This window comes from Mucilaginibacter sp. 3215 (genome assembly GCF_050433785.1).
In the GTDB taxonomy this organism is placed as follows: domain Bacteria; phylum Bacteroidota; class Bacteroidia; order Sphingobacteriales; family Sphingobacteriaceae; genus Mucilaginibacter.
On sequence record NZ_JBNPWO010000003.1, the window covers coordinates 292,467 to 317,493 of the forward strand.

The window sequence follows — 25,027 nt, forward strand, 5'->3', positions numbered from 1 at the left end:
ATCCTTAATTTTTATTCAATTTGCAGCTTCAATTATTTGAATTTTCTTACCATCCTGAACAAAAAGAACGGCTATCGCCCCCAGGAACATAAAAATACCGGCCATTACCAAAGCATAAATGGCATGCCCGCTGTATGCATACTTCACTATCGGACCACCAATAATGCCATTAACTATTTGCGGAAAAGTAATAAAGAAATTAAAAATGCCCATGTACACGCCTATCTTTTTGGCTGGTATTGAGCTTGATAGAATAGCATAAGGCATAGCAAGGATACTCCCCCAAGCCAAACCGACACCAATCATTGACAAGATCAGCAGACGGGGATCAGGAATAAAGAATACGGAGATTAACCCTAAACCGCCCATAGTTAATGAAAACGCATGCGCTTTTTTTCGGCTCAGTTTTTTAACTATGCGAGGCAATAACAAAGCATACACTGCCGATACTAAATTATATACACCAAACAATACATTTACCCAGTTGGCGGCATCATTATAGGCTGCCGAAGAAGTATCCCCTGCCGGGATGTGGTAAACATGATCAACAACTGCCGGGGTTGTAAATACCCACATAGAGAAAAGTGCAAACCAGGAGAAAAACTGTACCAACCCTAATTGCTTCATAGTTTTGGGCATGTTGACCAGGTCGGAGAAGATCTCCAACAAGCCGCCCTTATGCCCAGATACCGTTTCGTCCTTTTCATGAAAGGTTGCATAAACTTCGGGGGGGTACTCTTTAGTGCCGACCACAGTCCACAAAATAGCACCTATTAAAACCGCGGCACCAATGTAAAAGGAATACAGCACATTATTAGGCACAATGCCCTGATTGGCTGTTTTGGTTATTCCAAACCATTCGGCAAAAACATAAGGTAACCACGAACCAATTACAGCGCCTACACCTATCAAACAGGTTTGCATGGAAAAGCCGGTTGTATGCTGACTATCGGGCAGGTTATCGGCTACCAAAGCTCTGAAAGGTTCCATAGCTACGTTGAATGAAGCATCCATAATCATGAGCATGCCAGCGCCTACTACTATCGGCGGGATCAGCGCTGCCAACATAGATGAGTTGGGCATAAAAAACAATGCCAAACCCGATAAAATAGCGCCTGTTAAAAAGTAAGGGCGGCGGCGACCAAGACGGTTCCAGGTCCTGTCGCTGTAATGACCTATGATAGGCTGAACAACCATGCCTGTTATAGGCGCGGCCAACCAAAACCACGACAAATGCTCCACATCGGCACCAAAGGTTTGGAGGATGCGGCTTGCGTTACCTGTTTGTAAGGCAAAACCAAACTGGATGCCCAAAAAGCCGAAACTCATGTTAAAGATCTGCCAAAAGCTTAACCGTGGCTTTTGCGCGATGGTTGGTTTACTCATAATTGGTTTATTAGTTTGTGTCTTTTTCGTCATTGCGAGGAACGAAGCAATCCCAAACATTACAGGGCGAACGTGCAAAGTTGCTCTGCATATTGGGGATTGCTTCGTTCCTCGCAATGACGGCGCGAGAAGAGCATTGGTATAATTTAAAACTCCAGCAACAATCCACTCATGGCTGGCAGGCTTACTTCAACACCATTACGTATATCATCGGTATTGAACTTAGCGCCGCTTAGCAGATCGGTGAATTGTTTATGGCCGCTTTGATTTAATTTTGTTAACAGGTCTTCCGGAAGCTTTACGGTTAGTTTACGCTCACTCCGGTTAAAATTGGTTATTACTAATATACGTTGATTGTTGGTATAGCGGGCGTAGATATACAAACGGGTATCAAAGCCCGGCTGATGTTCATTAGCTATCATCAGCTCATAAAAAGCACCCGATTTAAGAGCTTCACTATTGCGCACTGCGTTAAGCAGGTTATGATAAAAGCCGCGAAGCTTTTGCTGATCGGCAGATAGTTGCGCGCCATCGTACTCGTGATTATTCACCCATTTTTGATACTCGGGCACTCCCCAGTAATCAAAGATGGAAGTGCGGCCGTCATTACCGCTAAAGCCTTCGTTGCCTATAGCAGGTTCGCCTACTTCCTGGCCAAAGTAAACCATTACGGGGCCGGTATTTAAAGTGGCTGTTACGATCATGCCCGGAACGGCCAGCCAGGGGTTACCTGCAAAATCATTAGAGGCGATGCGCTGCTCATCGTGGTTTTCCATGAAACGGAGCATGTGCTCATCGATACCTTTACTATCGTGGTTCCAAACGGCATTGATCTCCCAGGTTGATGAATTGTGTTCATCACGGGTAAGGCGTTTAATGGCATCGTACAAACCTACCTTATCATACAGATAATCAAACTTGCCTTTAAAAATATAGTCATTGTATTTGCCTTTGTCGTAAGCCTCACCGATGAATACCAAACCCAGATGCTCGGCTTTTAGTTTGGGGATCACCCATCCCCAAAACTCAATCGGCACCATTTCCACCATATCGCAGCGGAAACCGTCGACACCTTTTTCGCTCCAGTAATGCAGGATATCATAAACCTTATTCCAAAGCGAGGGGATGGGGTCGAAATGACCGCGGCGATGATCCATGTAGTCAACACCGTAGTTCAGCTTCATGGTCTCGAACCAATCATTGATAGATGGTGCAGCGCTGAAAACATCGTTACCGGTTGCTTTGGCTGGGTTTTCATCAAAATGCCCATCCTTCATCAGACTTTTGAATTCATCACCTCCGGGATTATAGCCCGACGGCACAACAAAAGGCTGGCCAGGCATATAGTAAAAATCATTGGTTGGGCTAAAAGCTTTGCTCTTATCATCATCCTGGCCAAAATCCCGTACACCGGCAGGTTTAACGTCCGAACCATAGGTACGGGCTACGTGGTTTGGAACCAAATCCATCAATACTTTTAAACCATTGTTGTGGCTGCGTTTGATAAGTGCTTCGTACTCGCCGATACGGTTTTTAACATCAACTGCCAGGTCGGGATCGATATCGTAATAATCCTTAATTGCATAAGGCGAACCCGCCCTTCCCTTTACTATATCCGGATCATCGGCCTTAATACCAAATTGCGAATAATCGGTCATGGTCGCATGCTCAATTACTCCAGTGTACCAAACGTAAGTAAAGCCCATTTTTTTGAGCTCCTGCAGGGCTTTATCGTTGATATCGTTCAGCTTGCCTACACCGTTTTCCTCAATAGATCCATTGGTTTTATTCAACGTTTTGGTATTGCCAAACAGGCGGGGCAGTAACTGGTATATAATGAGCTTATGGTTGGTAGTTTGTTCCATGCGTTTTTTTGTATGATGTGGTTTCACCTGTGCCAACGTAATAACAGGCAACATTGTTGCAGCAATAAAACAAGTAAATAGTTTATTGCTTTTCATTACGCCTCAACCAGTAATTCATCATTGGCTTTTACCAACTGCTCTTTACCATAAACCAGCACCGTAGTTTCAACATCCGAGGCATTTTTGATCTGCACACCTTCCTTACTCACCTTAATATTCAGCAATGCACCGCGGAAACCAATATGGAACGAAAACGACGACCATTTTTCTGGAATGAACGGCTGGAACGAAAGCTTGCCATCCCTTACACGCATACCGCCAAAACCTTCCACAACCGCCATCCAGGTACCGGCCATGGAAGTAATATGGCAGCCATCTTCGGTATCGTTGTTGTAATCGTCGAGGTCTAAACGGGCAGTGCGCAGGTAAAACTCATAAGCACGCGCCTCATCGCCAAGTTTGGCAGCCAAAATAGCGTGCACACATGGCGATAACGATGATTCATGCACCGTACGCGGCTCGTAAAAATCAAAGTTGCGGCGAATAGTATCTATATCGTACTGATCTTCAAAAAAATAAATCCCCTGCAGTACGTCAGCCTGTTTAATGTAGCATGAACGCAAGATCCTGTCCCAGCTCCATTTTTGATTGATAGGACGCTCTGACGCGGGCAGATCTTTTACCAGGATCTGCTCTTTATCCAGGTAACCATCCTGTTGTAAAAACACCTGGCTTTTCTCGTCGTATGGGTAATACATCTTTTGGATGATATCCCTGAAACGGCCAAATTCGGTTTCCTCATTCAGGCTTACCTTGCTCACCAATGCGGCGTATTTTTCCGGATCAGCTGCTTTTATTTTATCAGCAACATCAACAGTATATTGCATACACCAGGTCGCAATGGTGCTGGTATACCAGTTATTGTTTACGTTGTTCTCATACTCGTTTGGCCCGGTTACGCCCAGCATTACATATTGCTGCCTATCCTCCGACCAGTTAACCCTTTGCGACCAGAACCTGGCTATACCCAGCAATACTTCAAAACCGTAATCACCTAAATAAGCTTCATCGCCGGTATAACGCACATAGTTGTAAATAGCAAATGCAATAGCCCCGTTCCGGTGGATCTCCTCAAAAGTGATCTCCCATTCGTTATGGCATTCGGTACCATCCATAGTAACCATAGGGTATAAAGCCGCGCCGTTTTTAAAACCAAGCAGTTGCGCGTTCTCAATAGCTTTACCTAATTGCTTATAGCGATAAAGCAGCAAATTACGGGTAACCTTTTGTGGTGCAGTTGAGAGATAAAAAGGGACGCAATAGGCCTCGGTATCCCAGTAGGTAGAGCCTCCGTACTTTTCGCCGGTGAAACCTTTGGGACCGATATTCAGTCGGTCATCTTCGCCGGTATAGGTTTGGTTAAGCTGGTAAATATTGAAGCGGATGGCCTGTTGTGCAGAAACATCGCCATCAATAATAATATCGTTATGCTTCCATTTTTCGGCCCAGGCAGCAGCTTGTTCGGCCAGCATGGTATCAAAACCTTTGATGCTGATACGGTTAAGCGTGTCACATAACTGCTCAATCAGTTCTTCGGGTTTATAGTTTTGCGATGAAAGGTTGGCGGCGTATTTAACCATCGTGATGCTTTCACCCTGTTTTGCCTGCACATCAACTTTAGCAGCTACATATTTTTCTTTTTCAATAGCTTGAACAATGGGTTCGGTAGCGCCATGGTTTTGTAAGACACTGAATCGCATACCTGTAGCCACCTCAAAACCCGTTTTTTTGGTGCGCATTAAGATGTAACCACCATCGCTTTGTGACGCCTTGCTTACTTCGTCCCAAAACTTTTCATCATAGTTGGAATCTTCGTTCACCACATCGCCATCAATTGAAGGCGTTAAGGTGATAGCCCCACTGAAGTTTAACGGCGTAAGGGTGTATTTGATAGCACCTGTTTCATCGTCGGCCATGCTGCAAAAGCGGATAGCCTCTACTTTTACTTCTTTACCCGATGCTGTTTTAGCGCTAAAATCGCGCTTCAGGTAACCTTCTTTCATGTTCAGTTCCCGGCGAAAACTGAATACTTCGCATTTAGCAAGGTCAAGTTGCTCGCCATCAATTACCACATCAATACCAATCCAGTTGGCGGCGTTAAGCACTTTGGCAAAATATTCAGGATAACCATTCTTCCACCAGCCTACACGGGTTTTATCGGGATAGTACACCCCGGCTACGTAGTTGCCCAACAGGGTATCGCCGCTGTAAGCTTCTTCAAAATTGGCGCGCTGGCCCATGCGGCCATTACCTAAGCTGAAGATACTTTCAGAAATTTTATTGTAATGAGGATCGAAGCCTTCTTCAATTATCTTCCACTCATCAGCTTTTATGTAGTTTTTCATTGAGTCACTTTATTTAACCGTCATTGCGAGGTACGAAGCAATCGCGAACTGTACAGGGCGTGCATAAAAAGCCGCTCTGCCTATCGGGGATTGCTTCGTTCCTCGCAATGACGATTCATTTAATATCATTACAACTTATACAATTTATCCAGTGTCATTTCATCCAAACCCTTAATAACCAGGTTGGCGCCTTTCAATACATCGGACGAGCCAATGCCTACCACTTTCATATCCCCGGCAATGGCTGCCTCAACACCAGCAATGGCATCTTCAAATACCACACATTCTTCGGGCTGAACGCCCAGGGCCTGCGCTCCTGCCAAAAACACTTCAGGATCAGGCTTAGCTTTGCTTACCTTGTTGCCATCAATTACTGCATCAAACATATCGGTGATACCAATTTTCTCTAATATGGTCATTGAGTTTTTACTGGCGGAACCCAGCGCCGTTTTAAGACCTACCGCACGGCAGGTTGTTAAAAACTCTTTGGCCCCAGGCAGGATCTCTTCGGGTTTCATCTGGTTTACCATTTCCATATACCAGGTGTTTTTTTGAGTAGCCAACTGCTCCTGCTCGGCTTCTGTTTTGGTAACGCCGCCCCAGCTCAGGATCAATTGCAGCGAACGTACCCGGCTTACGCCCTTCAGCTGTTCGTTCTGATGTTCAGTAAAATCAAAGCCAAGCGAATTGGCCAGCCTTTTCCAGGCTTTATAATGGTAAACGGCAGTATCGACTATCACACCGTCAAGGTCAAAAATACAGGCTTTTATTGTATTCATTTTTTTGGGTAAAACACAGGGAATTAGTCCCCTAAGATATTATTTTAATGGGTAACACCGGGTATTAATTCTAACACTAAAGTTGTCTTGCCTGGTATAGTGACTTTATCCAGACCAATCATTTCATCTGTTAGTACATTCTTCGCTTTTTTAGCATCGCCGATACGCTCAAAATACCGTGCGGTAGTAGTTTCCTGTTCCTTATCGCTGCTGTTGAACATGACCATCACCGTTTTTTGGGCATCATATCTAAAATAAACATAAATACCTTTTTCGGGTACAAATTGCATCATTTTACCGGTTTGCAGGGCAGTAGTGCCTTTGCGATAATTAGCCAGCTTGCTCACATAATTAAAAGCGTCATTTTCTTTTTTACTGCGGCCTTCGGCGGTAAATTTATTTTCCTTATCGCCGGCCCAGCCGCCCGGGAAGTCCTCGCGTACCAAACCATCAGGGTTCGAGTAGTTTTTCATCAGAATCTCATCGCCATAATACATTTGCGGCACGCCCCTCATGGTCAGCAGCATAGCCATAGCCGATTTGTATTTAGTAACATCCTCCCCTACCATTGATAATAAACGGCTCATATCGTGGTTATCCATAAATATGGTATTGCGGGTAGCATCCTGGTATAGAAAGTCCTGAGCTACTACTGAATACAAGCGACCAACACCGTCTGTCCAGCCATCGTTACCATTAATAGCTTCATAAATGGCATCTTTTAAAACAGCATCGGTTACGCCCGGTAGCTGGGTATCAAAACCCCGGTTAACCGTATTGCCCTGCGTAAAAAATGCCTGGTTAGCGGCCGACCATACCAGCGTTTCGCCAAATATGGAAAGCTTCGGAAATTCGGCTTTTACTCCTTTTGCCCATTTGGCCATATAAACAGGTTCATTATAAGGATAGGTATCCAGCCTGAAACCGTCGATACCCGCATACTCCACCCACCAAATGTGGTTTTGGGTAAGGTAGTTTTGCACGTAAACATTATTTTGGTTTAAATCGGCCATGCGGTGGTCAAACCAGCCGTCCTGCATCAGTTTGCGGTCCATTGGCGAGGCGTGCGGATCCATCACCGCAGCATCCCTGAAGTTTGATTTGGTGTATGCTGGCCACTGGTGTACCCAACTTTTCATTGGCATATCCTGTATAAGGTAACCTTCGGTACCGGCGTGGTTATGTACAAGATCTTTAATAACCTTAAGCCCCATGCTGTGGCATTTTTCCACAAACTTTTTGTAAAGGTCATTAGTGCCGTACCGTGGATCTATCTTATAATAATCGGTAACGGCATACCCGTGATACGAAGCGCTTGGCTCGTCATTCTCAATTTCGGGTGTAAGCCAGATTGCAGTTACTCCTAAACTTTTCAGGTAATCCAAATGGTTCATGATTCCCTGAAGGTCCCCCCCATGGCGGCTGAACATCGAATCGCGGTGGATGCCCCGCTCACGCAGGTTATCAAATGAGTCGTTGGCAGCATCGCCATTGCTAAACCTGTCGGGCATAATGAGATAGATCAGGTCTTTACTGGTAACGCCCTGCACCCTGCCGGCAGATCTGTCGCGTTTGTTAAGTGTATAACTATACGTAAGGTCTTTTTCGCCTGCCTTCTTAAATTTTATCGGGAACGTTCCCGGAATAGCTGATGAAAAAATTTGCAGATCGACAAACAAATAATTCGGATTTTCAACTTTATGAACTGCTTTAAGCTTAACACCGGGGTAAGTAAGCACTACATTACGGGCGGCAATATTGCGGCCATGCACAACCAGCTGGAGGTTAGGATTGCTCATGCCAACCCACCAGGACATGGGCTCAACACGCTCAAGTGCAGGCGTTTGTGCCTTTACACCCAAAGCAGCCAGCAAGCAGCATAAGGCGGATAGTAAGGTTTTTCTCATATAAAAAATGATAAAAGGATAATTGGTTAGGTTACAGACAAGCCCATAACCACGCTCCAAATTTATAATAAAATTAATTGCTTGTATGAAAAAGTTACAGATAAGTGAATTGCTGTTGTATCCTATTGGCAGATAACAAATTTTATGGTTTTATAACTTACATCGTCGCCCTCTTGGCCGGGCGGGGCCCAGTCACTTTTTCCTTGATGAAAAAGTAACCAAAAAATCAAGACAAAAAAATGCTTCCACCCACAGGCCATACTCCCCGGCTCGCTTTTTTGTCGCGCCGGCGCACTTTTGTTTTGGAGATTATAACAGCCTTTTCCCTTATTAAGTTCTTCTCTTTTGTCTTTCTTCCTGACTCTCATTGTCTTATTTCTTGACTCTTGCTGTCTTGTATCTCTCTCAAACCCGTCGGCAGGTAAGCTTCGGGTGAAAGCCGGCAGAACAATGGTGGCCTGTGCGGCTGCAGGAGCATAGCAAGTTTTTGCAGACGTTGAGGTGCGCGCGGCCTGGGCAAAATAATTGCAGCCCGTGATCTGACCGATTTGCAGGGCAAAGGCCAAGGAGAGGAAGGCGGATTGGTCAGTACGGCGAAGAAGCCTGTCTGCCGACTTGACTTCCTGGTTACTTTTGTGTCAAGACAAAAGCAACAGCCACCCCGCGGCGATTGAGCGGGTCAATGTTTGTCAAATACAACCAAAGCTCTTACTACCCCAAACCTCCGCAAATTTGTTAATATTTTTCTTGTGTTTATTTGGATTGATTACAAATAATACCAATATTTGTATCGTTATATGATTGCGACCACCGAACTAACTTTATGGACCGACGTTTTCAGTACCAAGACAGGTGCCGTTTACCAATGCGATACAGAGCGTTGCTGGTATGTCGATTTCGCCAGTAAGGTTGCCCGGTTTGATCATCGCAATTTCTTAAAATTACGCAAAGCCGTTTATGCCATCGACATTGAGCAAAAACTGCTGAACACTACTACTGATCCTGATGTAGAGATTATTTTCATCTGCGCCTGCGATCATTGTTATGTACTTTCACTGGCTCAGATCATCAGCCTGAAAGATCTTTTAGAAGGTACTTTTGTAATGCTGGAACTCAACCACATTATCCATGACCGCCTTTACAGCAACTCACTGTAATTAGACTAATTATCAACACAATTTAGATTAATTTCATATTGTCTTTAAATTAAACTAATATGCCTTTACAGCATTATTATTGTATATAATTATCCTGCGATAAGACATATAACATTAATTTATCAAGACCATGAAAGACCTACTCCGCATAAAAAGCCTGATATCATCAGATATCGAAGCGCTTTTAAATCAGCAAGTTAAAAAAGAAGCATTTTCCTCGTCAGCATATTTAGCCATGGCATCATGGTGCAATCGAAACGGTTATGATTTTTCGTCAGAATATTTTTTTAAACAAGCCGAAGAAGAACGTCAACACCAGCTAAAATTTTATAAATATATCCTTGATATGGGCGGCAATGCTGTATCACCTGAGGTAAACGGCATTAAACAGGAATATAATTCATTCCGCGAAGTGTTTGAAGACGCCCTCGACCAGGAAATTAGCGTTACCAACGCTATCAAAAACATATATGCGCGCTGCATGAAAGAACAGGATTTTGTTACTATGGAGTTCCTGAACTGGTTCCTGAAAGAACAACGCGAAGAAGAATACAAAGCCCGCCGCGCCCTTGAACTATTTGAAGTTATCGGCGAAGAGGGTACCGGCAGATGGCAAATTGACAAGCACGTTGGTCAGATAAAATATGATAGTGAGGCTTAAGCCCCACCCTGTCCTCTCCAGAGGGAGAGGTTTCCACACGAAATGCCTTTCGATAAACGAAAGGCATTTGTTTTAACATCTTATTTTAAGGAGGCTGTATCGTAAATCAAATGATGCGGTCTTTTTTGTTTTGGTGGCTCTTTCCTTTTCATATGATACCTTCGGCATTACCCTGCAAACACAAAAAAGCCGGCGATTGCTGGCCGGTTTTTTGTAAGAGCAGAAAAAGCTTATTTTCTGAAATCGGTCGATTTGCTGATACTCTCGAAAGCAGCCAGGTCTTTCTGAACCGCTTCGATCTTGTTTTGCGCCATAGCGAATGAATCTGAACCCAGGAATAAGTGCAGCGGGCGCTCTCCCATTTCAGCCACCTTGATGAAGGCTAAAGCCGCATTTTCGGGGTCGCCGGGTTGGTTGCCGATGACTTGTTCGTTGTGGATCACTTCCAGGTCGCGGGCTTCCTTATAGTCAGTGATCGGGTTTGCTGCGGTGCGCAATGAGCCTTGCAGCAGGAAATTGGTCTTGAAATAGCCGGGATAAACGATGGTAGCAGTTACGCCCAGTGATTTTGCTTCAGCCGAAAGCGCTTCGGTAAAGCCGGCAACCGCAAATTTGGTGGCGTTGTATATACCCCATCCTGGGAAAGTGCCCAGGAAACCGGCTATTGAAGAGATATTAAAGAATGCACCTGATTTCCTGACGCGGAATATCGGCATTACGTTACGGATCACATTTAGCGAACCGAATACGTTCACGTCGAAGTTTTTACGAGCTTCGTCGTCGGTTAGTTCCTCCAATGTGCCAAGCTGCCCGTAACCGGCGTTATTCACAACTACGTCGATTGTGCCGAATTTGGCAATTATCGCGGTAATCGCTTCAGCTACACTGTTATTGTCGGTCAGGTTCACCTGCAGCGGAAGAAAATCATCGCCACTGTAGCCCACCTCGGTACTTAAGGCTTCTGCCTCTCTTGAAGTAGCCGCTACCTTGTAGCCTTCAGTTAACAACCGTTTTACTAAACTTAAACCTAATCCTTTTGAGGCTCCTGTAACGAACCATACTTTCTGTGTTTTCATTTTCTTGATCATTAATTGTATGGTACAAAATTGCGCAGGAAGGCCCTGAAGGCACTTATTCGAATCACAGGAAAATTTGTGAGTTTCAAATATGAGTGGAAACAGCCGCATTTCTGCGGAATTCTGAAGGGGAAACAAGGGCCTTTTTCTTGAATAGGGAGGTAAAGGCGGCCTGGCCGGAGAAGCCCAGCCCATCGCTGATCTCATTGATACCCCAGTCGGTTTGCACGAGTAAGGATTTGGCCTCATGGATCAGACGATCCTGTATATGTTCCCGCAGGGTTTTTCCTGTCTGATTGCGAACAAGGGAATTCAGATAATTGGGGTGCACATGCAGTTGGTCTGCAAATTCAGCCGCCGTTTTAAGCTTAACGTAGGAGTCGCGTTCCTGTATCTGAAAGGATGATTCCAGTAAGGATAAGAAACGGTAGATATAGCTATAACCTTCCGAAGCCTTCGTGCGCATCAGGTTCTTGCCAGCGCGCCGGCTTTCGAGCAACAGCATCTGCAACTGTAATAAAATCGCCTGCTTTTTATCGTCGCTGTTACCGCGGTCTTCCCGGTGCATGGTTTCGAAATAACCGTTAATCGTAGCCGACTGTTCGTCGGTCAGTTGGATCACCGCCTTATCAGTCTCAAAGTTCGGGAACTGCCGGAACAACTGAAGCACATGGTCGGCTTCGAGCCCGAAGTAGTTAGGATGGATCAGGCAGAAATGTCCGCCAGTCTCTGCTGAGGTGGTTTGCCAGGACATGATCTCGTCGGGGTGGAGAAAAGCGATCTCATTCCGCCCCATTTCGTAGCGGTGAAGGCCGATGGTCAAAACTCCGGTACCCCGGGTCATATGGAAGATCTTGTAAAATTTACGACGGTGCGGTGATATATAATCCTTAATCGGGTAAGTGTCCCGGTTTTGAATGACAAAGTGTTGCGAATCAACCGGGTAATGCTCTACATTGAGTAATGGCTGCTGGTAGTTGTCCGCCGCGAACGTTTCCAATGGCATACGGGGAATCGTTGAATTTTCCATGGCCCGGTAATGTAATTTGATTCGGCGCAAAGTTAGTGAATTTTAATAGCGCCGTCCAAGCCCTACAAAGCAGGGGCTTATGATACGGCATCTTTGGAAGAGGTCACTCAATCAGATCCATCAACTTCAACACCTCTTTAGGGTGATATTCTTTCAACCAGGTGTTGCCGGGCTGGATACTGCACACAGGGGCATATTTACACCTGTCGGTGCATTCGGTTTCAATTACCTCCAACTCTTCGGGGCCGTGATGATGTTTAATGTACGATTTTGCGATCTTGTACATGTCCTTACCGCCTCGTTTTCCGCATTTGCTGCCTACGCATACGTACAACACTTTATCAGGTATGGTAAATTTGCTCATAATGGCAATTATTAAGACTATGTTAACAATCAGCAAAGTTAATGCTTTAATGTTCCAATTTTATCTGAACCGGGATTTAATTGGGTTTACAAGATTGAAAGGGCTTTATTATAATGCCGCTGTCCGATTCGATACGCATACATCGACATGGTGCCGATGCTAATTTTTTTTAATTGTATATTTTAAAAGATAAATTTGAAATTCAATGCGGGGTTAAGCCAACCCATTAGCATTAAACAAAGCTAAGTATATGAAAGCAATTGAAATTATCTCCATCCCTGTAACCGACCAACAAGCAGCCAAAGCGTTTTACCTAAAAATCGGTTTTGAAATATTGGTTGAAGCTAACTTTGAAAAACAAACCTGGATCCAGATGGCATTTCCCGGCTCGCCTGTTTCCATTACCCTGGTAAACTGGTTCCCTGAAATGCCTGCAGGTAGTGTACGCGGCCTTGTAATTAAAACCGACAACCTGGATAAAGATATAGCAGACCTTAAAGCCAAAGGCCTTGAAGTGGGCGATGTTGACACAACCCCATGGGGTCGCTTTGCCACTGTTAAGGATCCCGACGGAAACGCGTTGAGCCTGCATGCGAAATAGAACCGAGATTTGAGGAGATTTCGGATTCCGGGATTTTTGCCGGTCAAATCCTTTAATGCTTTTCATTTAATCCGGGTTAATCTTCTTACTGTCAAATCCGATAAACCCTTTAATCCCGTTTCAGATACCCATATTTGCATATCCAAAATCTGCACATTAATATATGATATTTAAAAAGTACTCTGCCCTCCTCGTCCTCGTATTACTTATAATTGCCGGTTGTAATCCCAATAATACCAAACAACCCGATGCCAGTGTTTATAAAGTTGTGAAGATAAAAGATGGTGATACTTTGGGTTTGCTTACCGGCGATAACCAGCAGGTTACCGTAAGGCTTGCCGAAATTGACTGCCCTGAAAAATCGCAGGCGTTTGGACAAGCAGCTAAAAAATTCACTTCCGATCTGTGTTTTGGTAAAGAGGTAAAATTAATTGGTAACGAACATGACCGCTATGGCCGTACAGTTGCGCAGGTGGTACTTATTGATGGCACTAATATAAACTATGAGCTGGTAAAAAACGGCTACGCCTGGCAGTATAAAGCCTATTCCAAAAACACCGAACTGGCTGCTCTGGAACAACAGGCCCGCGAAGATAAACTTGGTTTATGGCAGGATGCCAATCCTACCCCGCCCTGGGATTTTCGCCGGGAAAAGAAACAACCTAAGACAGACTCACTTCAAACTCCTAAACCTAAAAAACATTACCGCAAGCGTAAGCCAAGACTTGAATATGCAGCCTAAATGGTTAACTTTAGGGGCATCATCATCCAAGCAATGAAGTTTACCAAAGCATTCATATCCATCTTTTTCACACTACTGCTCATCTGGGCACTGCAAACTAAAATAAGCGTCGTTCCACCATTAGGAAAATTCCTGAGCCCTGCTGATGGTTTTTGGCAAAATGCCGAAAGCAAGCACATTTTGCCAACGCTCGACCTGAAACTTAAAGGCTTACAGGGTAAGGTGACCATTAAATTTGATGAGAATCATATCCCGCACATTTTCGCACAGAACGAGCACGACCTGTACTTTGCCCAGGGATACATGACCGCAACCGACCGCCTTTGGCAAATGGATATCCAAACCCGGCAGGCAGCAGGCAGGCTGGCTGAAGTTATCGGCCCCAAAGTGCTGGATATTGACCGCTATCACCGCCGCATGGGAATGGTTTACGGCGCTGAAAAAACAATAAAGGCAATGATGACCGATCCCGTGGTGCGCAACATGATCCTGGCGTATGCCGATGGCATCAACAGTTATATCCATCAGCTAAGCCCGAGAAGTTACCCCATAGAGTTTAAACTCCTGAACTATGCCCCCGAAGACTGGAAACCTATCAACTGCGCCTTTTTGCTTAAGCTGATGTCGGAAACATTGGCCGGCGGCTCAAACGAATTTGCCATGACCAATATCCTGCGCAAATTTGGCCCGGCCGTTACAAATGATCTTTTTCCCGATTATCCTATGCACGAAGATCCCATCATCCCTACAGGGACAAAATGGGATTATTTTAAAACATTGCCCATTCCCAAACCATCCGCTAATTTTTTAGCCGGAATGGCAGATAGTACAAATACTAAACCCCGTGTTGAGGGTATCGGCAGCAATAACTGGGCGGTAGCGGGCAGTAAAACAGCAAGCGGGTATCCTATTTTAGCTAATGACCCGCATCTTAACCTCACACTACCTTCTATCTGGTACCAGGTACAGCTTTCGGCGCCGGGTATGAATGTTTATGGTGTATCATTACCAGGTGCGCCCTGTGTTATTTTAGGTTTTAACAATAACATTAGCTGGGGTATTACCAATGTTGATGCCGACGTATTGGACTGGTACCAGGAAAAATTCAGGGATACCAAAATGGAGGAATACTGGTACAACAACAAATGGAATAAAACTACCCGCCGTGTTGAAAAAATTGAAGTACTTGGTCAGAAACCGGTTTATGATACAGTAGTTTATACTCACCACGGCCCGGTTGTGTATCAAAACAATACTCAAAAAGCCGATGGCCCTGATTTTGTTCCGGTTGGGCATTCTTTAAGGTGGATAGCGCACGAACAATCCAATGAACTCATGGCTATGTACCTGCTTAATACAGGCAAAAACTATGACGATTACCGCAAGGCGCTTACCTTTTTCAGCGCTCCTGCTTCAAATTTTGTTTTTGCCAGTAAAGATGATATCGCCATAACGCCAAACGGTAAATATCCGCTTAAATACAAAGACCAGGGGAAATATATTTTAGATGGAACCGACCCGGCCGACGACTGGCATGGCTGGGTACCATTTGGGCAGGCCCCCACCATTAAAAATCCGGCTCGTGGGTTTGTAAGCTCGGCCAATCAATCATCAACAGATCCGTCTTATCCTTATTATATCAACTGGTCATTTGCACCCTATGAACGCGGTAAACGCATTAATGACAGACTTTCCGTTATGACCAATGCCACCGTTGATAGCATGCGCATCCTCCAAACAGATGTATACAGTATCCGGGCACAGGACATTTTACCAACCCTGCTTAAATATATCGACCCAACCAAACTTAATGCTGCACAACTTAGTGCTTACGATCAAATCAATAAGTGGGACAAAAATTTTACGCCGAATTCAATAGGTGCCACTGTATTTTCCAACTGGTGGTCGCAATTGTACAATGCTGTGTGGGGGGATGATTTTGCAGATAAAACCCTGCAAAACAATTTTCCTTCTGTAGATCGTACGGAAAAACTGTTACTTAAAGAGCCAACTTCCAAATGGTTTGATGACCTCCGCACCCCGGCAAAGGAAACCGCGGCAGATATCGTTAATAAAGCTTTTGCAGCTGCGGTAAAGGAAATTACCGACAGATGTGGTAAACCCGGAGCAAACTGGCAATGGGGTAAATTTAAAAAAATGGAGATAGCCAGCCTATCACGCCAGCCGGCTTTTGGTTCAGGCAATTTTGAATCAGGCGGCACAGCATCAACAGTTAATGCCCTTCACGACGGGCATGGCCCTTCGTGGCGTATGGTGGTGCAAATGGGCCCCAAAGTAAAAGGTTACGGTATTTTTCCCGGCGGCGAATCAGGTAATCCCGGCAGTTTTTTCTATAATGACATGTTCAAAACCTGGAACGAGGGAAAGTTAAAAGAACTGCTTTTCATGCAATCAATAAATGAACAGTCACCACGCATTAAATCAACTTATACATTAACCGGTAAATAATAGCACCATGTTGTTCTTCATCATACTTATACTTTCATTTGCCAGCGGATATTTTTTACCCTGGTGGATAGTTGCCATCATATCTTTTTTAACGGCCCTTTTTATTGGCACAACAGCAAAAAGTTCTTTCTGGCAAGCCTTTACAGCGGTTTTGGTGGTGTGGATTGTACTGGCTCTCTTTAAAAGCATACCCAATGACCATATCATGGCTACAAGGATAGCCCATTTATTTCATCTGCCTGGCTGGGGCTATATATTAGCTGTAACCGGCATTTTAGGAGGCTTAGTGGGCGGCATGTCAGCACTTTCGGGACTACTGCTTAAACGGGCATTTCAAAAGCATTAAAACAAAAATACCCGGAACTTAGCCGGGTATTTTGTTTATCAGCTCATTGTTTTTAAAACGCGGCCAATGTTTCTTTTAATGTTTTAACCGCCTCTGTATTGCTGCTTGCCTGCGCAAAAATATCCTGCGAGGTGGCTTTGGCTCCATAATAAGCAGCATTTGAATCCTTATCAATGCCCAGGTTTGAGCCATTGATAGTTATCCCGGCAAACAAACCACGGCTGCGTGAGTATGAGTAAACTTCGGCCTGCAGCTTATAATCGGTACTTGCAGTCGAACTGCGGCCAACAGGACCGGCTGCTGCAGAAATATCTCCGCCGATAGTAAAATCACCATTCTTAACTTTGGTTAAAACACCTTTATGGCGGAACACCAGCACCAGATCAACGGATTGTACGCCGATTTGCAAGCCAAAGCTACCGCCTGTTAAGGTAACAAACACCGGATCACTCCATTTGCCATTACCCAGTTTCACCATGGCTACGCCTTTACCACGTTTACCGCCAATGCCAAATCCGGCATTGATGAGTTTGGGGATAATAACAATGCCTTCGTATTCTTCCAATAACTGATGCGGGATGCTCTCCTTCATCTTGGCAAACTCTTTTAACACATTTGACGAATTATGGATGCGTTCTGTCTGTTTGCTGTCGTCGGCTGGTTTTGCCGATATCATTACAAAAAAGAGACCTAACAAAATCGGGAGTCTCAAGAATTTCAATGTTTTCATGGGGATGGATGATTAATATTATTAATTATATATTCAATACTTAACTAACCCCCAAAACACGTACTTGTTTTTTTATTTTATGTAATAGGAAAGTCAAACACGCTCAATTTTGCATATAAAACAACATGCCTGGGCATTTCTGGCATGCAGATATTCAACATTATCATTTTCAGCAAATATTCCGCTGATCAGTTCATCAACATCGGCATCACCAACAAGCCGGGTTAAAACCATTTGCTGCGCTTTGCTGTAACCTATAAGCGACAGCGGGAAACTCTTTTTATTAGCCTTAATCTCCGGCGGGAAACGATAAATGTCGCTGTATTCCTCCACATCTTCAGCGTGAATAAAAATAGGTCCGGGCTGGTTATAGGCATTTTCGATTTCAAAAGGCGAATGTTTTAGCAACAGGCGTTTATCCACGTTACGTTCAAAGGGTTTAAGTGAAACCCGGCATGGCCCAAGCCCGGTAGCCAGTTGTTCAACCACTTCGCCTCCAAAATCGTCGGTCATGGTTGTCCTTATTTTTTTGGCGAATGATTTTGATAGCGGTACAATTTTAAATATGTTCATGATTATTGTTTTTTAGATAGATCAAAGGTCGCGCGATAAACAAAGCGTTTCAACCCGAAACTTGCGGAGTTTATTTGAACGAACGTTGATTTATAGGATTGAAGGATTCACCGGATGCCAATAAATAGTTTGAAAGCAAATCCGTTAATCCCAACATCAGTTTAATCCCGGTTCAGATAATCTGCACATCTGAAATCCGCACATCTGCATATTTACTTTATCTTTGCCTCAATGGACAAGCCCGGAAAACAACAGGTATTTTCTATCGATACTGATGAACGATTTGATGAAACAGCCTTGCAGGTTTTCAATTACCAGGCACAGCATAACCCGGTTTACAGGCAGTTTATTGAGGGATTAAAAATTGATCCATCATCAATTACATCTTACAGCCAGATCCCATTTTTACCTATCGAATTTTTTAAGTCACATACCATATTAAGTACCGGTGAGCCTTTTGAAGTAACCTTTACCAGTTCAGGTACTACCGGGATGATCACCAGCAGTCACTGGGTTACCGATATAACCTGGTATGAGGAAAGCTTTCGGCGTGCCTTCAATATTTTTTATAGTGATATCAGGGATTTTACCGTACTGGCTCTGCTCCCGTCATATCTGGAGCGTGAAGGTTCATCGCTCATTTACATGGTTGATGACCTCATTAAACAATCAAATCACCCGGATAGCGGTTTTTTTTTGTACAATCATGACGAGCTGTTTCATCAACTTAAAAAACAGCAGGATGCCAGGAAACCTACGCTTTTAATAGGTGTTACTTTCGGTCTGCTCGATTTTATTGAAAACTACCAGGTTAACTTTCCTGAGCTTATTGTAATGGAAACAGGCGGCATGAAAGGCCGTCGTAAGGAAATGATTCGCGAGGAGTTACACGCCATTTTGGGCAAAGGCTTTGGTGTAGAACAGATTCATTCGGAATATGGAATGACGGAGCTGCTGTCACAAGCTTACTCCAAAGGCGACGGCATTTTCAATTGCCCGCCATGGATGAAGATCATCATCCGGGATACTAACGATCCGCTCAGTACGTTACAAACTGGTAAAACAGGCGGCATCAGCGTTATTGACCTGGCCAATATCAATTCCTGCGCGTTTATTGCTACGCAGGATTTGGGCAGGATTTACCCTGATGGCTCTTTTGAAGTATTGGGCCGGTTTGACCAGTCAGACATCCGCGGATGTAATTTGTTGATTGCTTAATACCATTTGAGAATCAAGACGTCAGGAATCGCGTTTCAGGAAAACTTGATTCTTAACATTTGATTCTTGACTCTTTAACAGGTATAATTGTTATTTTTGCGCGCATCATAAATGCTAAAAATATGATTGAGAAATTTTTAAACGAGGAACAGGACCCTAAAACAGTTGAAAAGGTTTATTCACGCCTTGTTGACCTGCTTTCTTCAGGCGAAGAGGTTATCTACATTGCCGTTCAGAAAAAGCCGCTGGTAAACCTTTTTCCTGATTGTATAGCTATTACCAACAAACGTGTATTGTTTTTTACCCCTGCCAACCTGGGGCTATCTATCAAGTTTGTTGATTTTGTTTGGAAAGATATCGTTGACGTATATACCAAGGAAGAAATTATCGGTTCCATTTTCAGCGTAAAAACCACCGGTGGCGCCGAAATGGCTGTTGACTACCTGCCTAAAGTTCAGGGCCGTAAATTATACCAGTACGCCCAGGAACGTAAGGAAGTTGAGCGTGAAGCCCGCCGTCAGCGCGACCTGGAGCAAAAACGTGCCGAATCAGGTGCTATCCAGCTGGAAAACTCGCCTGCCCGCGCTTTTGTAGCACCGGCATCGCCTCAGCCGTTTTCTCAACCAAATGGCTATACAGCACCTGCTGTACCGGTAACGCCACCCGCACCAGTCGCGGCCCCTGCTCCTGTTGTACAGGAAACACCTCCGCCTGCCGCACCAAAGCCTGATGAGCTTACCGAAAAACTAAAAAAACTAAAAACCCTGTTTGATAACGGTCTTATCTCGCAGGAAGAATATAATGCAAAAAAACTTGACCTCCTGAGTGACTTATAGTCTTTTGGGGGCATGGTATCCTTATAAAAAAGGAGGCTGTATCAATGTGTGATATAGCCTCCTTTTTTATCTATAGGCTGGCAACTAATCTCTAATCACCAGCCTCTAATCTCTAAAAAGAATTAAAGCGCTAAAACCTCTTTAACACGGTCTGCAGCTTCTTTCAGCAATATTGCCGAGTAAACTTTCAAACCTGAGTTATCAATCAGTTCTTTTGCTTCGGCAGCGTTTGTGCCCTGTAAACGAACAATAATTGGCACCGGGATATTACCGATCTCTTTGTAAGCATCAATTACACCTTGCGCAACACGGTCGCAACGAACGATACCACCGAAGATGTTGATCAGGATGGCTTTTACGTTAGGATCTGAAAGGATGATATTGAAACCAGCTTTTACAGTTTGCGCGTTGGCCGTACCGCCTACGTCAAGGAAGTTGGCAGGCTCGCCCCCGGCAATTTTAATGATGTCCATAGTAGCCATAGCTAAGCCGGCGCCATTAACCATACAGCCTACGTTACCATCAAGCTTAACATAGTTAAGGTTTGATTTGCTGGCTTCAACCTCGGTTGGATCTTCCTCATCGGTATCACGCATTGCAGCGTAATCCGGATGACGGTAAAGCGCGTTATCGTCAAGGTTTACCTTAGCGTCAACAGCTAAAATTTTATTATCAGAGGTTTTTAAAACCGGGTTAATTTCAAATTGCGATGAGTCGGTACCTTCATAGGCTTTATATAAAGCAGCAATGAATTTGGTCATGTCTTTAAATGCTTCGCCTTCAAGGCCAAGATTAAAGGCTATTTTACGGGTCTGGAAGCCCTGTAAACCAACTTTAGGATCAATCTCTTCTTTAAATATAAGCTCAGGGGTTGAGTGTGCAACTTCCTCAATATCCATACCACCTTCGGTACTGTACATGATGATGTTGCGGCCACGGGCGCGGTCAAGCAATACGCTCATGTAAAACTCTTTGGTTTCACTTTCGCCCGGATAGTAAACATCCTGTGCAACTAAAACTTTCTTAACTTTTTTACCTTCAGGACCAGTTTGTGGGGTTACCAATTGCATACCTAAAATATTGCCGGTATGTTCTTTTACCTGGTCGATGTTTTTGGCAAGCTTAACACCGCCGCCTTTACCACGGCCACCTGCGTGAATCTGTGCTTTGATCACTACCCAGCTTGAGCCCAGGTCTTCTTTCAATTTTTGGGCAGCCTCAACAGCCTGCTCAACAGTATCGGCTACAATGCCTTCCTGAACTCTAACGCCATAGCTTTTTAATATAGCTTTACCCTGATATTCGTGAATATTCATGTTTTGAAGAATTTGCGGTAAAGCTACAATTTTGTTTGAAACGGTAAACACCTTGTTTCAGTTTATTTGCCCTTATCCGGGTAAATAACATTGTATTTACAAAGTACAAGAAACATGGGGAATCGAATATTAAGCAAACTAAGGCGCAACACAGCAAAGGAAAAATGGTACAATTTGTTTTCAGTTGAGAGCCTGCTTAAATCATCTCATACAGCTCTTTGCCAGAATCAGGATTTACAGGATTTTAAGATTAATAGAATGTTCGTCAAATCAGAAAAATCGGGTGTCGGCATAATCAAGAATCATCAACGGTAAAAATCGGTGAAATCATAAATCAATCGGTGTAATCCCAACAAAATAAATCCAGCTAATCCGTTAACTTTGCCAAATGCTTAAAGCCAGATCTATCCATAAATCATACGGACAGTTACAAATATTAAAGGGCGTTGACCTTGAGGTACAAAAGGGCGAAATAGTGACTATCGTTGGTGCTTCAGGTGCCGGAAAAAGCTCGTTACTTAACATATTAGGTACCCTTGACCGGCCGGATTCGGGCACTTTAACCATTAATGATATTGAACTAAACAAACTAAACAACAAACAACTAAGCGATTTCCGGAACCGGCAGATTGGCTTTATATTCCAGTTTCACCATCTACTGGCCGAGTTCAGCGCTCTTGAAAATGTTTGCATCCCGGCCTTTATAGCAGGAAAATCAAAATCTGAAGCAGAAAAAAAAGCGGCAGAGCTGCTTGACCTGCTGGGTTTGAAAGAAAGGGTACACCACAAACCTAACCAGCTATCGGGCGGTGAGCAACAACGGGTAGCTGTGGCACGTGCGTTAATCAACAATCCGGCACTTATTTTTGCCGATGAACCTTCAGGCAACCTTGATTCGGTAAACGCGCTCGAGCTTCATGAATTATTTATTAAGTTGAAGAATGATTTCAGGCAAACCTTTGTAATTGTTACTCATAATGAAGATCTTGCAAACCTGTCAGACCGTACAGTTACAATGAGAGATGGTTTAATTGTTAACGGTCAGTAGCTATATGAGCATTTTAATTACCGCCGCCACGTCGGCACAAGCCTACCAGCTCAAAAACAAACTTGAAGGAAAAAATATTATTTTGGGTGATCATATGGACTTGCCCGATTTTATGGTAAAAACGGGCAAAATGATAATGTTGCCCAATCCAGCTTCGGCAAGTTATACGCATGAAATGCTAACGCTTTGCCTGGATAAGAGCATCGATTCGGTTTATTTATTAAGGCCTGATGAAACAACACTCTTACTAAACGCCGAAACCCTTTTTAATGAATACGATATAAACCTACACGTAATTGCTTAATGGACTATAAGGATATTGATAAACGTAAAACAGCTTTTATTTTTGAGTTAGATGATGTGCTTTATCCGGCAAAGGATTACTACTTTCAGGCTTATTACCTGTTTGCAAATATGCTTGAATATATTGAGCTGACAGATGCAAAAGCGGCAACCAAAGTATTAACGGATACGTATATAGCCGAAGGGAAGGATACTGCGTTTAACCGTTTGACGGAGCAGTTCCCGGTGGCTGAACAATACCGCGATAAATTTGAGAATCTGCTTTTAACTGCCAAATTACCGCTAAAACTGCTTTTATATCAAAATATACTTACCTTGATGCAGGATATTGTGGTCGACCGCAAAAAACTGTTTATTGTAACTAACGGCAATGTTAAGGAACAGGTAAATAAAATTAAACAAACCGAATGGCACGGATTGGAAAAATATCTCCGCTGCTATTTTACGGAAGAAACCGTACCAAAACCCGAACCCGATGTGATTAACCTGCTTATTCAGGAACATGGAATCCAGCGTAAAGAAATAGTGATGATTGAAAACTCGGAAACCGACAGGCTGTGCGCCGAAGCAAGCGGCATTGACAGCATCAATGTAAAAGATTTTTTATAGCATTGGCTATAACATACTTACTAACAAGGCGTTTAAATACTTAAACTCAAACTGATGAGAAAAATATTTTACTTTTTAATCCTTATCTCCATTGCTTCATTATCAGCCTGTAAAAAAAACAAACCGCTGGATAATGGCGATGATGACACCTCGGGACCGTCAAGCACCGGCACCGCGCTTGATCGTATAAGAGATTCTGTTTTTTTATATCCACAGGAAACCTATTTGTGGTACAACCAGCTTCCAACCTATAAAAACTTTCAGCCCCGTAACTATGTCAGTACTGATACTATTACCGGGTTAAGCAGCGAGGTTGACCATTTATCGCAATATGCCATAAATCCGGCAAGCTCTCAACCGTACGAATATTATGATAATACCGGCACGGCCAAATATTCGTTTATTGATGATGGATCGGTATCAAATGAATTGAGCGGTAATGGCGGCGACTTCGGTTTTTCGGTATTCTACCCTACGCGTTCGGATCTGAGGATCAAATATGTATACCCTGGTTCACCTGCTGATAAAGTAGGTATTAAACGCGGGTATCAGATCACCAAAATAAATGGGCGTACCGACCTTGCTTACGATGACGGAGGTTCGACTACCCAATTTGTAATACAGGCCTATGCATACAGCAAAACTATCAGCATGACATTGGCCGGACCGGATAATACTACCGTTGATGTAACGCTTAATACTGCTAACTATACCATAAACCCTGTTATTACTTATAAAACACTGGACGCCGGCTCGGGCAAAACCGCCGGTTATATGGTTTTCAATTCATTCACAGATCTGGCCAATGCCAAACCCAAAATATTAGAGGCCTTAAATAGCTTCACAGGTATTTCCGATCTAATCATTGATTTAAGATATAACGGCGGTGGATCAGTGGAGACTGCCGAATATTTTGATAACCTTTTGGTGCCTTCTGCAAAAAACGGCAGTAAAATGTATACCGCTTATTTCAATGACAAGCTCACCAGCGATAACTATACCTTGCTAAAAAACCTCTATGACATCCCTAAGGGCTTTTTCTCGGTGAGCAACCAAACTGTGAATTTTCAAAAACAGGGTTCGCTCAATTTAAGCCGCATCTTCTTTATTGTTGGCAGCGGTACTGCCTCGGCAAGCGAGTTAACCATTAATAACCTTATCCCTGAGCTTGAGGTTCAGTTAATAGGAGCAACAACATACGGTAAACCAGTTGGTTTTTATGGCATTGACATCAATAAATACCAGTTGTATATGCCAATGTTCTCTACCAGGAACTCGGCGAATAATGGCGACTACTATACCGGTATGACGCCAGGGAAGGATCCTTATAAAGGTATCGGCGCTACCGACGACCTGACCAAAGATTTCGGCGACCCTACAGAAGGGTTATTAGCACAGGCTTTAAGTTATATCACAACCGGCAAGTATAAAACCGGTTCAGTAACCACGCAAAGCTTAGCTACCTCATCAAAAAACGTACTTTCGGCCGATCAGAAACGCACGATGGAGCAGAGATTTAGCCGCAGTAAAGTAAAAGGCCTGATGCTTAAAACGCCATCGGTGTTTAAAAAGAAGAAATAAAATTTTTCGGTATCAAAGGCGAAGG

The 25,027-nt window shown here is 43.8% G+C and carries 25 protein-coding genes; 12 read left to right on the top strand and 13 right to left on the bottom strand.

Features of this window, described 5'->3' with window-relative positions; translation table 11 throughout:
* Positions 1 to 15: 15 nt before the first annotated feature.
* The 6 genes from ABIC84_RS07715 to ABIC84_RS07740 form a co-directional block, all read right to left on the bottom strand.
* Complete coding sequence (locus ABIC84_RS07715) at positions 16 to 1,386, bottom strand: MFS transporter (protein ID WP_429263196.1); 1,371 nt, start codon at positions 1,384 to 1,386, stop codon at positions 16 to 18.
* Between the two features lie 146 nt (positions 1,387 to 1,532).
* On the bottom strand, positions 1,533 to 3,347 hold the full coding sequence (locus ABIC84_RS07720) for an alpha-amylase family glycosyl hydrolase (RefSeq protein ID WP_429263197.1): 1,815 nt from the start codon (positions 3,345 to 3,347) through the stop codon (positions 1,533 to 1,535).
* Positions 3,347 to 5,656, bottom strand: a complete 2,310-nt coding sequence (locus tag ABIC84_RS07725; protein WP_429263198.1) for a glycoside hydrolase family 65 protein — start codon at positions 5,654 to 5,656, stop codon at positions 3,347 to 3,349. Before ABIC84_RS07725 ends, ABIC84_RS07720 begins: the two co-directional genes overlap by 1 nt.
* 128 nt (positions 5,657 to 5,784) lie before the next feature.
* Positions 5,785 to 6,435 carry a beta-phosphoglucomutase gene (pgmB, locus tag ABIC84_RS07730; protein ID WP_429263199.1) on the bottom strand — a complete coding sequence of 217 codons (651 nt, stop codon included), beginning with the start codon at positions 6,433 to 6,435 and terminating at the stop codon, positions 5,785 to 5,787.
* Positions 6,436 to 6,479: 44 nt separating this feature from the next.
* Positions 6,480 to 8,342, bottom strand: coding sequence for a glycoside hydrolase family 13 protein (locus tag ABIC84_RS07735; RefSeq protein WP_426580976.1), 1,863 nt, complete (start codon positions 8,340 to 8,342; stop codon positions 6,480 to 6,482).
* A 122-nt stretch (positions 8,343 to 8,464) separates the two neighbouring features.
* Complete coding sequence (locus ABIC84_RS07740) at positions 8,465 to 8,908, bottom strand: hypothetical protein (protein WP_426580978.1); 444 nt, start codon at positions 8,906 to 8,908, stop codon at positions 8,465 to 8,467.
* Positions 8,909 to 9,139: 231 nt separating this feature from the next.
* On the opposite strand from ABIC84_RS07740, the gene ABIC84_RS07745 reads away from it, so the two are divergent.
* On the top strand, positions 9,140 to 9,499 hold the full coding sequence (locus ABIC84_RS07745; protein ID WP_429263200.1) for a hypothetical protein: 360 nt from the start codon (positions 9,140 to 9,142) through the stop codon (positions 9,497 to 9,499).
* 130 nt (positions 9,500 to 9,629) lie between these two features.
* Positions 9,630 to 10,160, top strand: a complete 531-nt coding sequence (locus ABIC84_RS07750) for a ferritin (protein ID WP_429263201.1) — start codon at positions 9,630 to 9,632, stop codon at positions 10,158 to 10,160.
* A 230-nt stretch (positions 10,161 to 10,390) separates the two neighbouring features.
* Here ABIC84_RS07750 and ABIC84_RS07755 read toward each other — a convergent pair whose 3' ends face one another.
* From ABIC84_RS07755 to ABIC84_RS07765, 3 genes are all read right to left on the bottom strand, one after another.
* Entirely contained in the window at positions 10,391 to 11,236 is an 846-nt protein-coding gene (locus tag ABIC84_RS07755; protein ID WP_429263202.1) for an SDR family NAD(P)-dependent oxidoreductase, read from the bottom strand.
* 85 nt (positions 11,237 to 11,321) lie between these two features.
* Positions 11,322 to 12,266, bottom strand: a complete 945-nt coding sequence (locus tag ABIC84_RS07760; RefSeq protein WP_429263203.1) for a helix-turn-helix domain-containing protein — start codon at positions 12,264 to 12,266, stop codon at positions 11,322 to 11,324.
* A gap of 103 nt (positions 12,267 to 12,369) precedes the next feature.
* Positions 12,370 to 12,630, bottom strand: coding sequence for a (2Fe-2S) ferredoxin domain-containing protein (locus ABIC84_RS07765; RefSeq protein WP_091163031.1), 261 nt, complete (start codon positions 12,628 to 12,630; stop codon positions 12,370 to 12,372).
* A 250-nt stretch (positions 12,631 to 12,880) separates the two neighbouring features.
* On the opposite strand from ABIC84_RS07765, the gene ABIC84_RS07770 reads away from it, so the two are divergent.
* The 3 genes from ABIC84_RS07770 (at position 12,881) to ABIC84_RS07780 (ending at position 16,442) form a co-directional block, all read left to right on the top strand.
* Complete coding sequence (locus ABIC84_RS07770) at positions 12,881 to 13,231, top strand: VOC family protein (protein WP_429263204.1); 351 nt, start codon at positions 12,881 to 12,883, stop codon at positions 13,229 to 13,231.
* A 163-nt stretch (positions 13,232 to 13,394) separates the two neighbouring features.
* Positions 13,395 to 13,973 carry a thermonuclease family protein gene (locus tag ABIC84_RS07775; protein ID WP_429263205.1) on the top strand — a complete coding sequence of 193 codons (579 nt, stop codon included), beginning with the start codon at positions 13,395 to 13,397 and terminating at the stop codon, positions 13,971 to 13,973.
* Between the two features lie 33 nt (positions 13,974 to 14,006).
* Complete coding sequence (locus ABIC84_RS07780; RefSeq protein ID WP_429263206.1) at positions 14,007 to 16,442, top strand: penicillin acylase family protein; 2,436 nt, start codon at positions 14,007 to 14,009, stop codon at positions 16,440 to 16,442.
* On the opposite strand, the gene ABIC84_RS07785 is transcribed toward ABIC84_RS07780, so the two are convergent.
* Complete coding sequence (locus ABIC84_RS07785) at positions 16,428 to 16,631, bottom strand: hypothetical protein (protein ID WP_429263207.1); 204 nt, start codon at positions 16,629 to 16,631, stop codon at positions 16,428 to 16,430. The two genes, ABIC84_RS07780 and ABIC84_RS07785, sit on opposite strands and share 15 nt — an antisense overlap.
* Before the next feature lie 16 nt (positions 16,632 to 16,647).
* Here ABIC84_RS07785 and ABIC84_RS07790 point away from each other — a divergent pair, with 16 nt between their 5' ends.
* On the top strand, positions 16,648 to 16,788 hold the full coding sequence (locus ABIC84_RS07790; protein WP_167516217.1) for a hypothetical protein: 141 nt from the start codon (positions 16,648 to 16,650) through the stop codon (positions 16,786 to 16,788).
* Between the two features lie 52 nt (positions 16,789 to 16,840).
* Here the strand turns inward: ABIC84_RS07790 and ABIC84_RS07795 are convergent, their stop codons facing one another.
* Entirely contained in the window at positions 16,841 to 17,518 is a 678-nt protein-coding gene (locus tag ABIC84_RS07795) for a lipid-binding SYLF domain-containing protein (RefSeq protein WP_429263208.1), read from the bottom strand.
* 93 nt (positions 17,519 to 17,611) lie between these two features.
* Positions 17,612 to 18,091 carry a DUF1203 domain-containing protein gene (locus ABIC84_RS07800; protein WP_429263209.1) on the bottom strand — a complete coding sequence of 160 codons (480 nt, stop codon included), beginning with the start codon at positions 18,089 to 18,091 and terminating at the stop codon, positions 17,612 to 17,614.
* 231 nt (positions 18,092 to 18,322) lie between these two features.
* On the opposite strand from ABIC84_RS07800, the gene ABIC84_RS07805 reads away from it, so the two are divergent.
* Positions 18,323 to 19,309 carry an acyl transferase gene (locus ABIC84_RS07805; protein WP_429263210.1) on the top strand — a complete coding sequence of 329 codons (987 nt, stop codon included), beginning with the start codon at positions 18,323 to 18,325 and terminating at the stop codon, positions 19,307 to 19,309.
* A 122-nt stretch (positions 19,310 to 19,431) separates the two neighbouring features.
* Positions 19,432 to 20,145 (top strand): PH domain-containing protein, encoded by a 714-nt coding sequence (locus ABIC84_RS07810; RefSeq protein WP_429263211.1) that lies wholly within the window; start codon positions 19,432 to 19,434, stop codon positions 20,143 to 20,145.
* 122 nt (positions 20,146 to 20,267) lie between these two features.
* Here ABIC84_RS07810 and sucC read toward each other — a convergent pair whose 3' ends face one another.
* Complete coding sequence (gene sucC, locus ABIC84_RS07815) at positions 20,268 to 21,461, bottom strand: ADP-forming succinate--CoA ligase subunit beta (RefSeq protein WP_090532025.1); 1,194 nt, start codon at positions 21,459 to 21,461, stop codon at positions 20,268 to 20,270.
* A gap of 388 nt (positions 21,462 to 21,849) precedes the next feature.
* Here sucC and ABIC84_RS07820 point away from each other — a divergent pair, with 388 nt between their 5' ends.
* The 4 genes from ABIC84_RS07820 to ABIC84_RS07835 are packed head-to-tail and all read left to right on the top strand — an operon-like array spanning position 21,850 to position 25,002.
* Complete coding sequence (locus tag ABIC84_RS07820) at positions 21,850 to 22,509, top strand: ABC transporter ATP-binding protein (RefSeq protein ID WP_426580999.1); 660 nt, start codon at positions 21,850 to 21,852, stop codon at positions 22,507 to 22,509.
* 4 nt (positions 22,510 to 22,513) lie between these two features.
* Complete coding sequence (locus tag ABIC84_RS07825) at positions 22,514 to 22,813, top strand: hypothetical protein (protein WP_429263212.1); 300 nt, start codon at positions 22,514 to 22,516, stop codon at positions 22,811 to 22,813.
* Entirely contained in the window at positions 22,813 to 23,421 is a 609-nt protein-coding gene (locus tag ABIC84_RS07830; RefSeq protein ID WP_429263213.1) for an HAD family hydrolase, read from the top strand. The genes ABIC84_RS07825 and ABIC84_RS07830 overlap by 1 nt, the downstream gene beginning before the upstream one ends.
* Before the next feature lie 54 nt (positions 23,422 to 23,475).
* Positions 23,476 to 25,002, top strand: coding sequence for a S41 family peptidase (locus tag ABIC84_RS07835; RefSeq protein WP_429263214.1), 1,527 nt, complete (start codon positions 23,476 to 23,478; stop codon positions 25,000 to 25,002).
* Positions 25,003 to 25,027 lie beyond the last annotated feature (25 nt).

Bases quoted from the DNA above. Each gene is read 5' to 3' on its own strand.
- ABIC84_RS07830 (WP_429263213.1), top strand. From the start codon at position 22,813: ATGGACTATAAGGATATTGATAAACGTAAAACAGCTTTTATTTTTGAG.
- ABIC84_RS07750 (WP_429263201.1), top strand. From the start codon at position 9,630: ATGAAAGACCTACTCCGCATAAAAAGCCTGATATCATCAGATATCGAA.
- ABIC84_RS07810 (WP_429263211.1), top strand. From the start codon at position 19,432: ATGATTGAGAAATTTTTAAACGAGGAACAGGACCCTAAAACAGTTGAA.
- ABIC84_RS07725 (WP_429263198.1), bottom strand. From the start codon at position 5,656: ATGAAAAACTACATAAAAGCTGATGAGTGGAAGATAATTGAAGAAGGC.
- ABIC84_RS07805 (WP_429263210.1), top strand. From the start codon at position 18,323: ATGGACAAGCCCGGAAAACAACAGGTATTTTCTATCGATACTGATGAA.
- ABIC84_RS07785 (WP_429263207.1), bottom strand. From the start codon at position 16,631: ATGCTTTTAAAGAGAGCCAGTACAATCCACACCACCAAAACCGCTGTA.
- ABIC84_RS07800 (WP_429263209.1), bottom strand. From the start codon at position 18,091: ATGAACATATTTAAAATTGTACCGCTATCAAAATCATTCGCCAAAAAA.
- ABIC84_RS07780 (WP_429263206.1), top strand. From the start codon at position 14,007: ATGAAGTTTACCAAAGCATTCATATCCATCTTTTTCACACTACTGCTC.
- ABIC84_RS07770 (WP_429263204.1), top strand. From the start codon at position 12,881: ATGAAAGCAATTGAAATTATCTCCATCCCTGTAACCGACCAACAAGCA.
- ABIC84_RS07775 (WP_429263205.1), top strand. From the start codon at position 13,395: ATGATATTTAAAAAGTACTCTGCCCTCCTCGTCCTCGTATTACTTATA.
- ABIC84_RS07745 (WP_429263200.1), top strand. From the start codon at position 9,140: ATGATTGCGACCACCGAACTAACTTTATGGACCGACGTTTTCAGTACC.
- ABIC84_RS07735 (WP_426580976.1), bottom strand. From the start codon at position 8,342: ATGAGAAAAACCTTACTATCCGCCTTATGCTGCTTGCTGGCTGCTTTG.
- sucC (WP_090532025.1), bottom strand. From the start codon at position 21,461: ATGAATATTCACGAATATCAGGGTAAAGCTATATTAAAAAGCTATGGC.
- ABIC84_RS07795 (WP_429263208.1), bottom strand. From the start codon at position 17,518: ATGAAAACATTGAAATTCTTGAGACTCCCGATTTTGTTAGGTCTCTTT.
- ABIC84_RS07765 (WP_091163031.1), bottom strand. From the start codon at position 12,630: ATGAGCAAATTTACCATACCTGATAAAGTGTTGTACGTATGCGTAGGC.
- ABIC84_RS07755 (WP_429263202.1), bottom strand. From the start codon at position 11,236: ATGAAAACACAGAAAGTATGGTTCGTTACAGGAGCCTCAAAAGGATTA.
- ABIC84_RS07715 (WP_429263196.1), bottom strand. From the start codon at position 1,386: ATGAGTAAACCAACCATCGCGCAAAAGCCACGGTTAAGCTTTTGGCAG.
- pgmB (WP_429263199.1), bottom strand. From the start codon at position 6,435: ATGAATACAATAAAAGCCTGTATTTTTGACCTTGACGGTGTGATAGTC.
- ABIC84_RS07825 (WP_429263212.1), top strand. From the start codon at position 22,514: ATGAGCATTTTAATTACCGCCGCCACGTCGGCACAAGCCTACCAGCTC.
- ABIC84_RS07720 (WP_429263197.1), bottom strand. From the start codon at position 3,347: ATGAAAAGCAATAAACTATTTACTTGTTTTATTGCTGCAACAATGTTG.
- ABIC84_RS07790 (WP_167516217.1), top strand. From the start codon at position 16,648: ATGGCTACAAGGATAGCCCATTTATTTCATCTGCCTGGCTGGGGCTAT.
- ABIC84_RS07820 (WP_426580999.1), top strand. From the start codon at position 21,850: ATGCTTAAAGCCAGATCTATCCATAAATCATACGGACAGTTACAAATA.
- ABIC84_RS07760 (WP_429263203.1), bottom strand. From the start codon at position 12,266: ATGGAAAATTCAACGATTCCCCGTATGCCATTGGAAACGTTCGCGGCG.
- ABIC84_RS07835 (WP_429263214.1), top strand. From the start codon at position 23,476: ATGAGAAAAATATTTTACTTTTTAATCCTTATCTCCATTGCTTCATTA.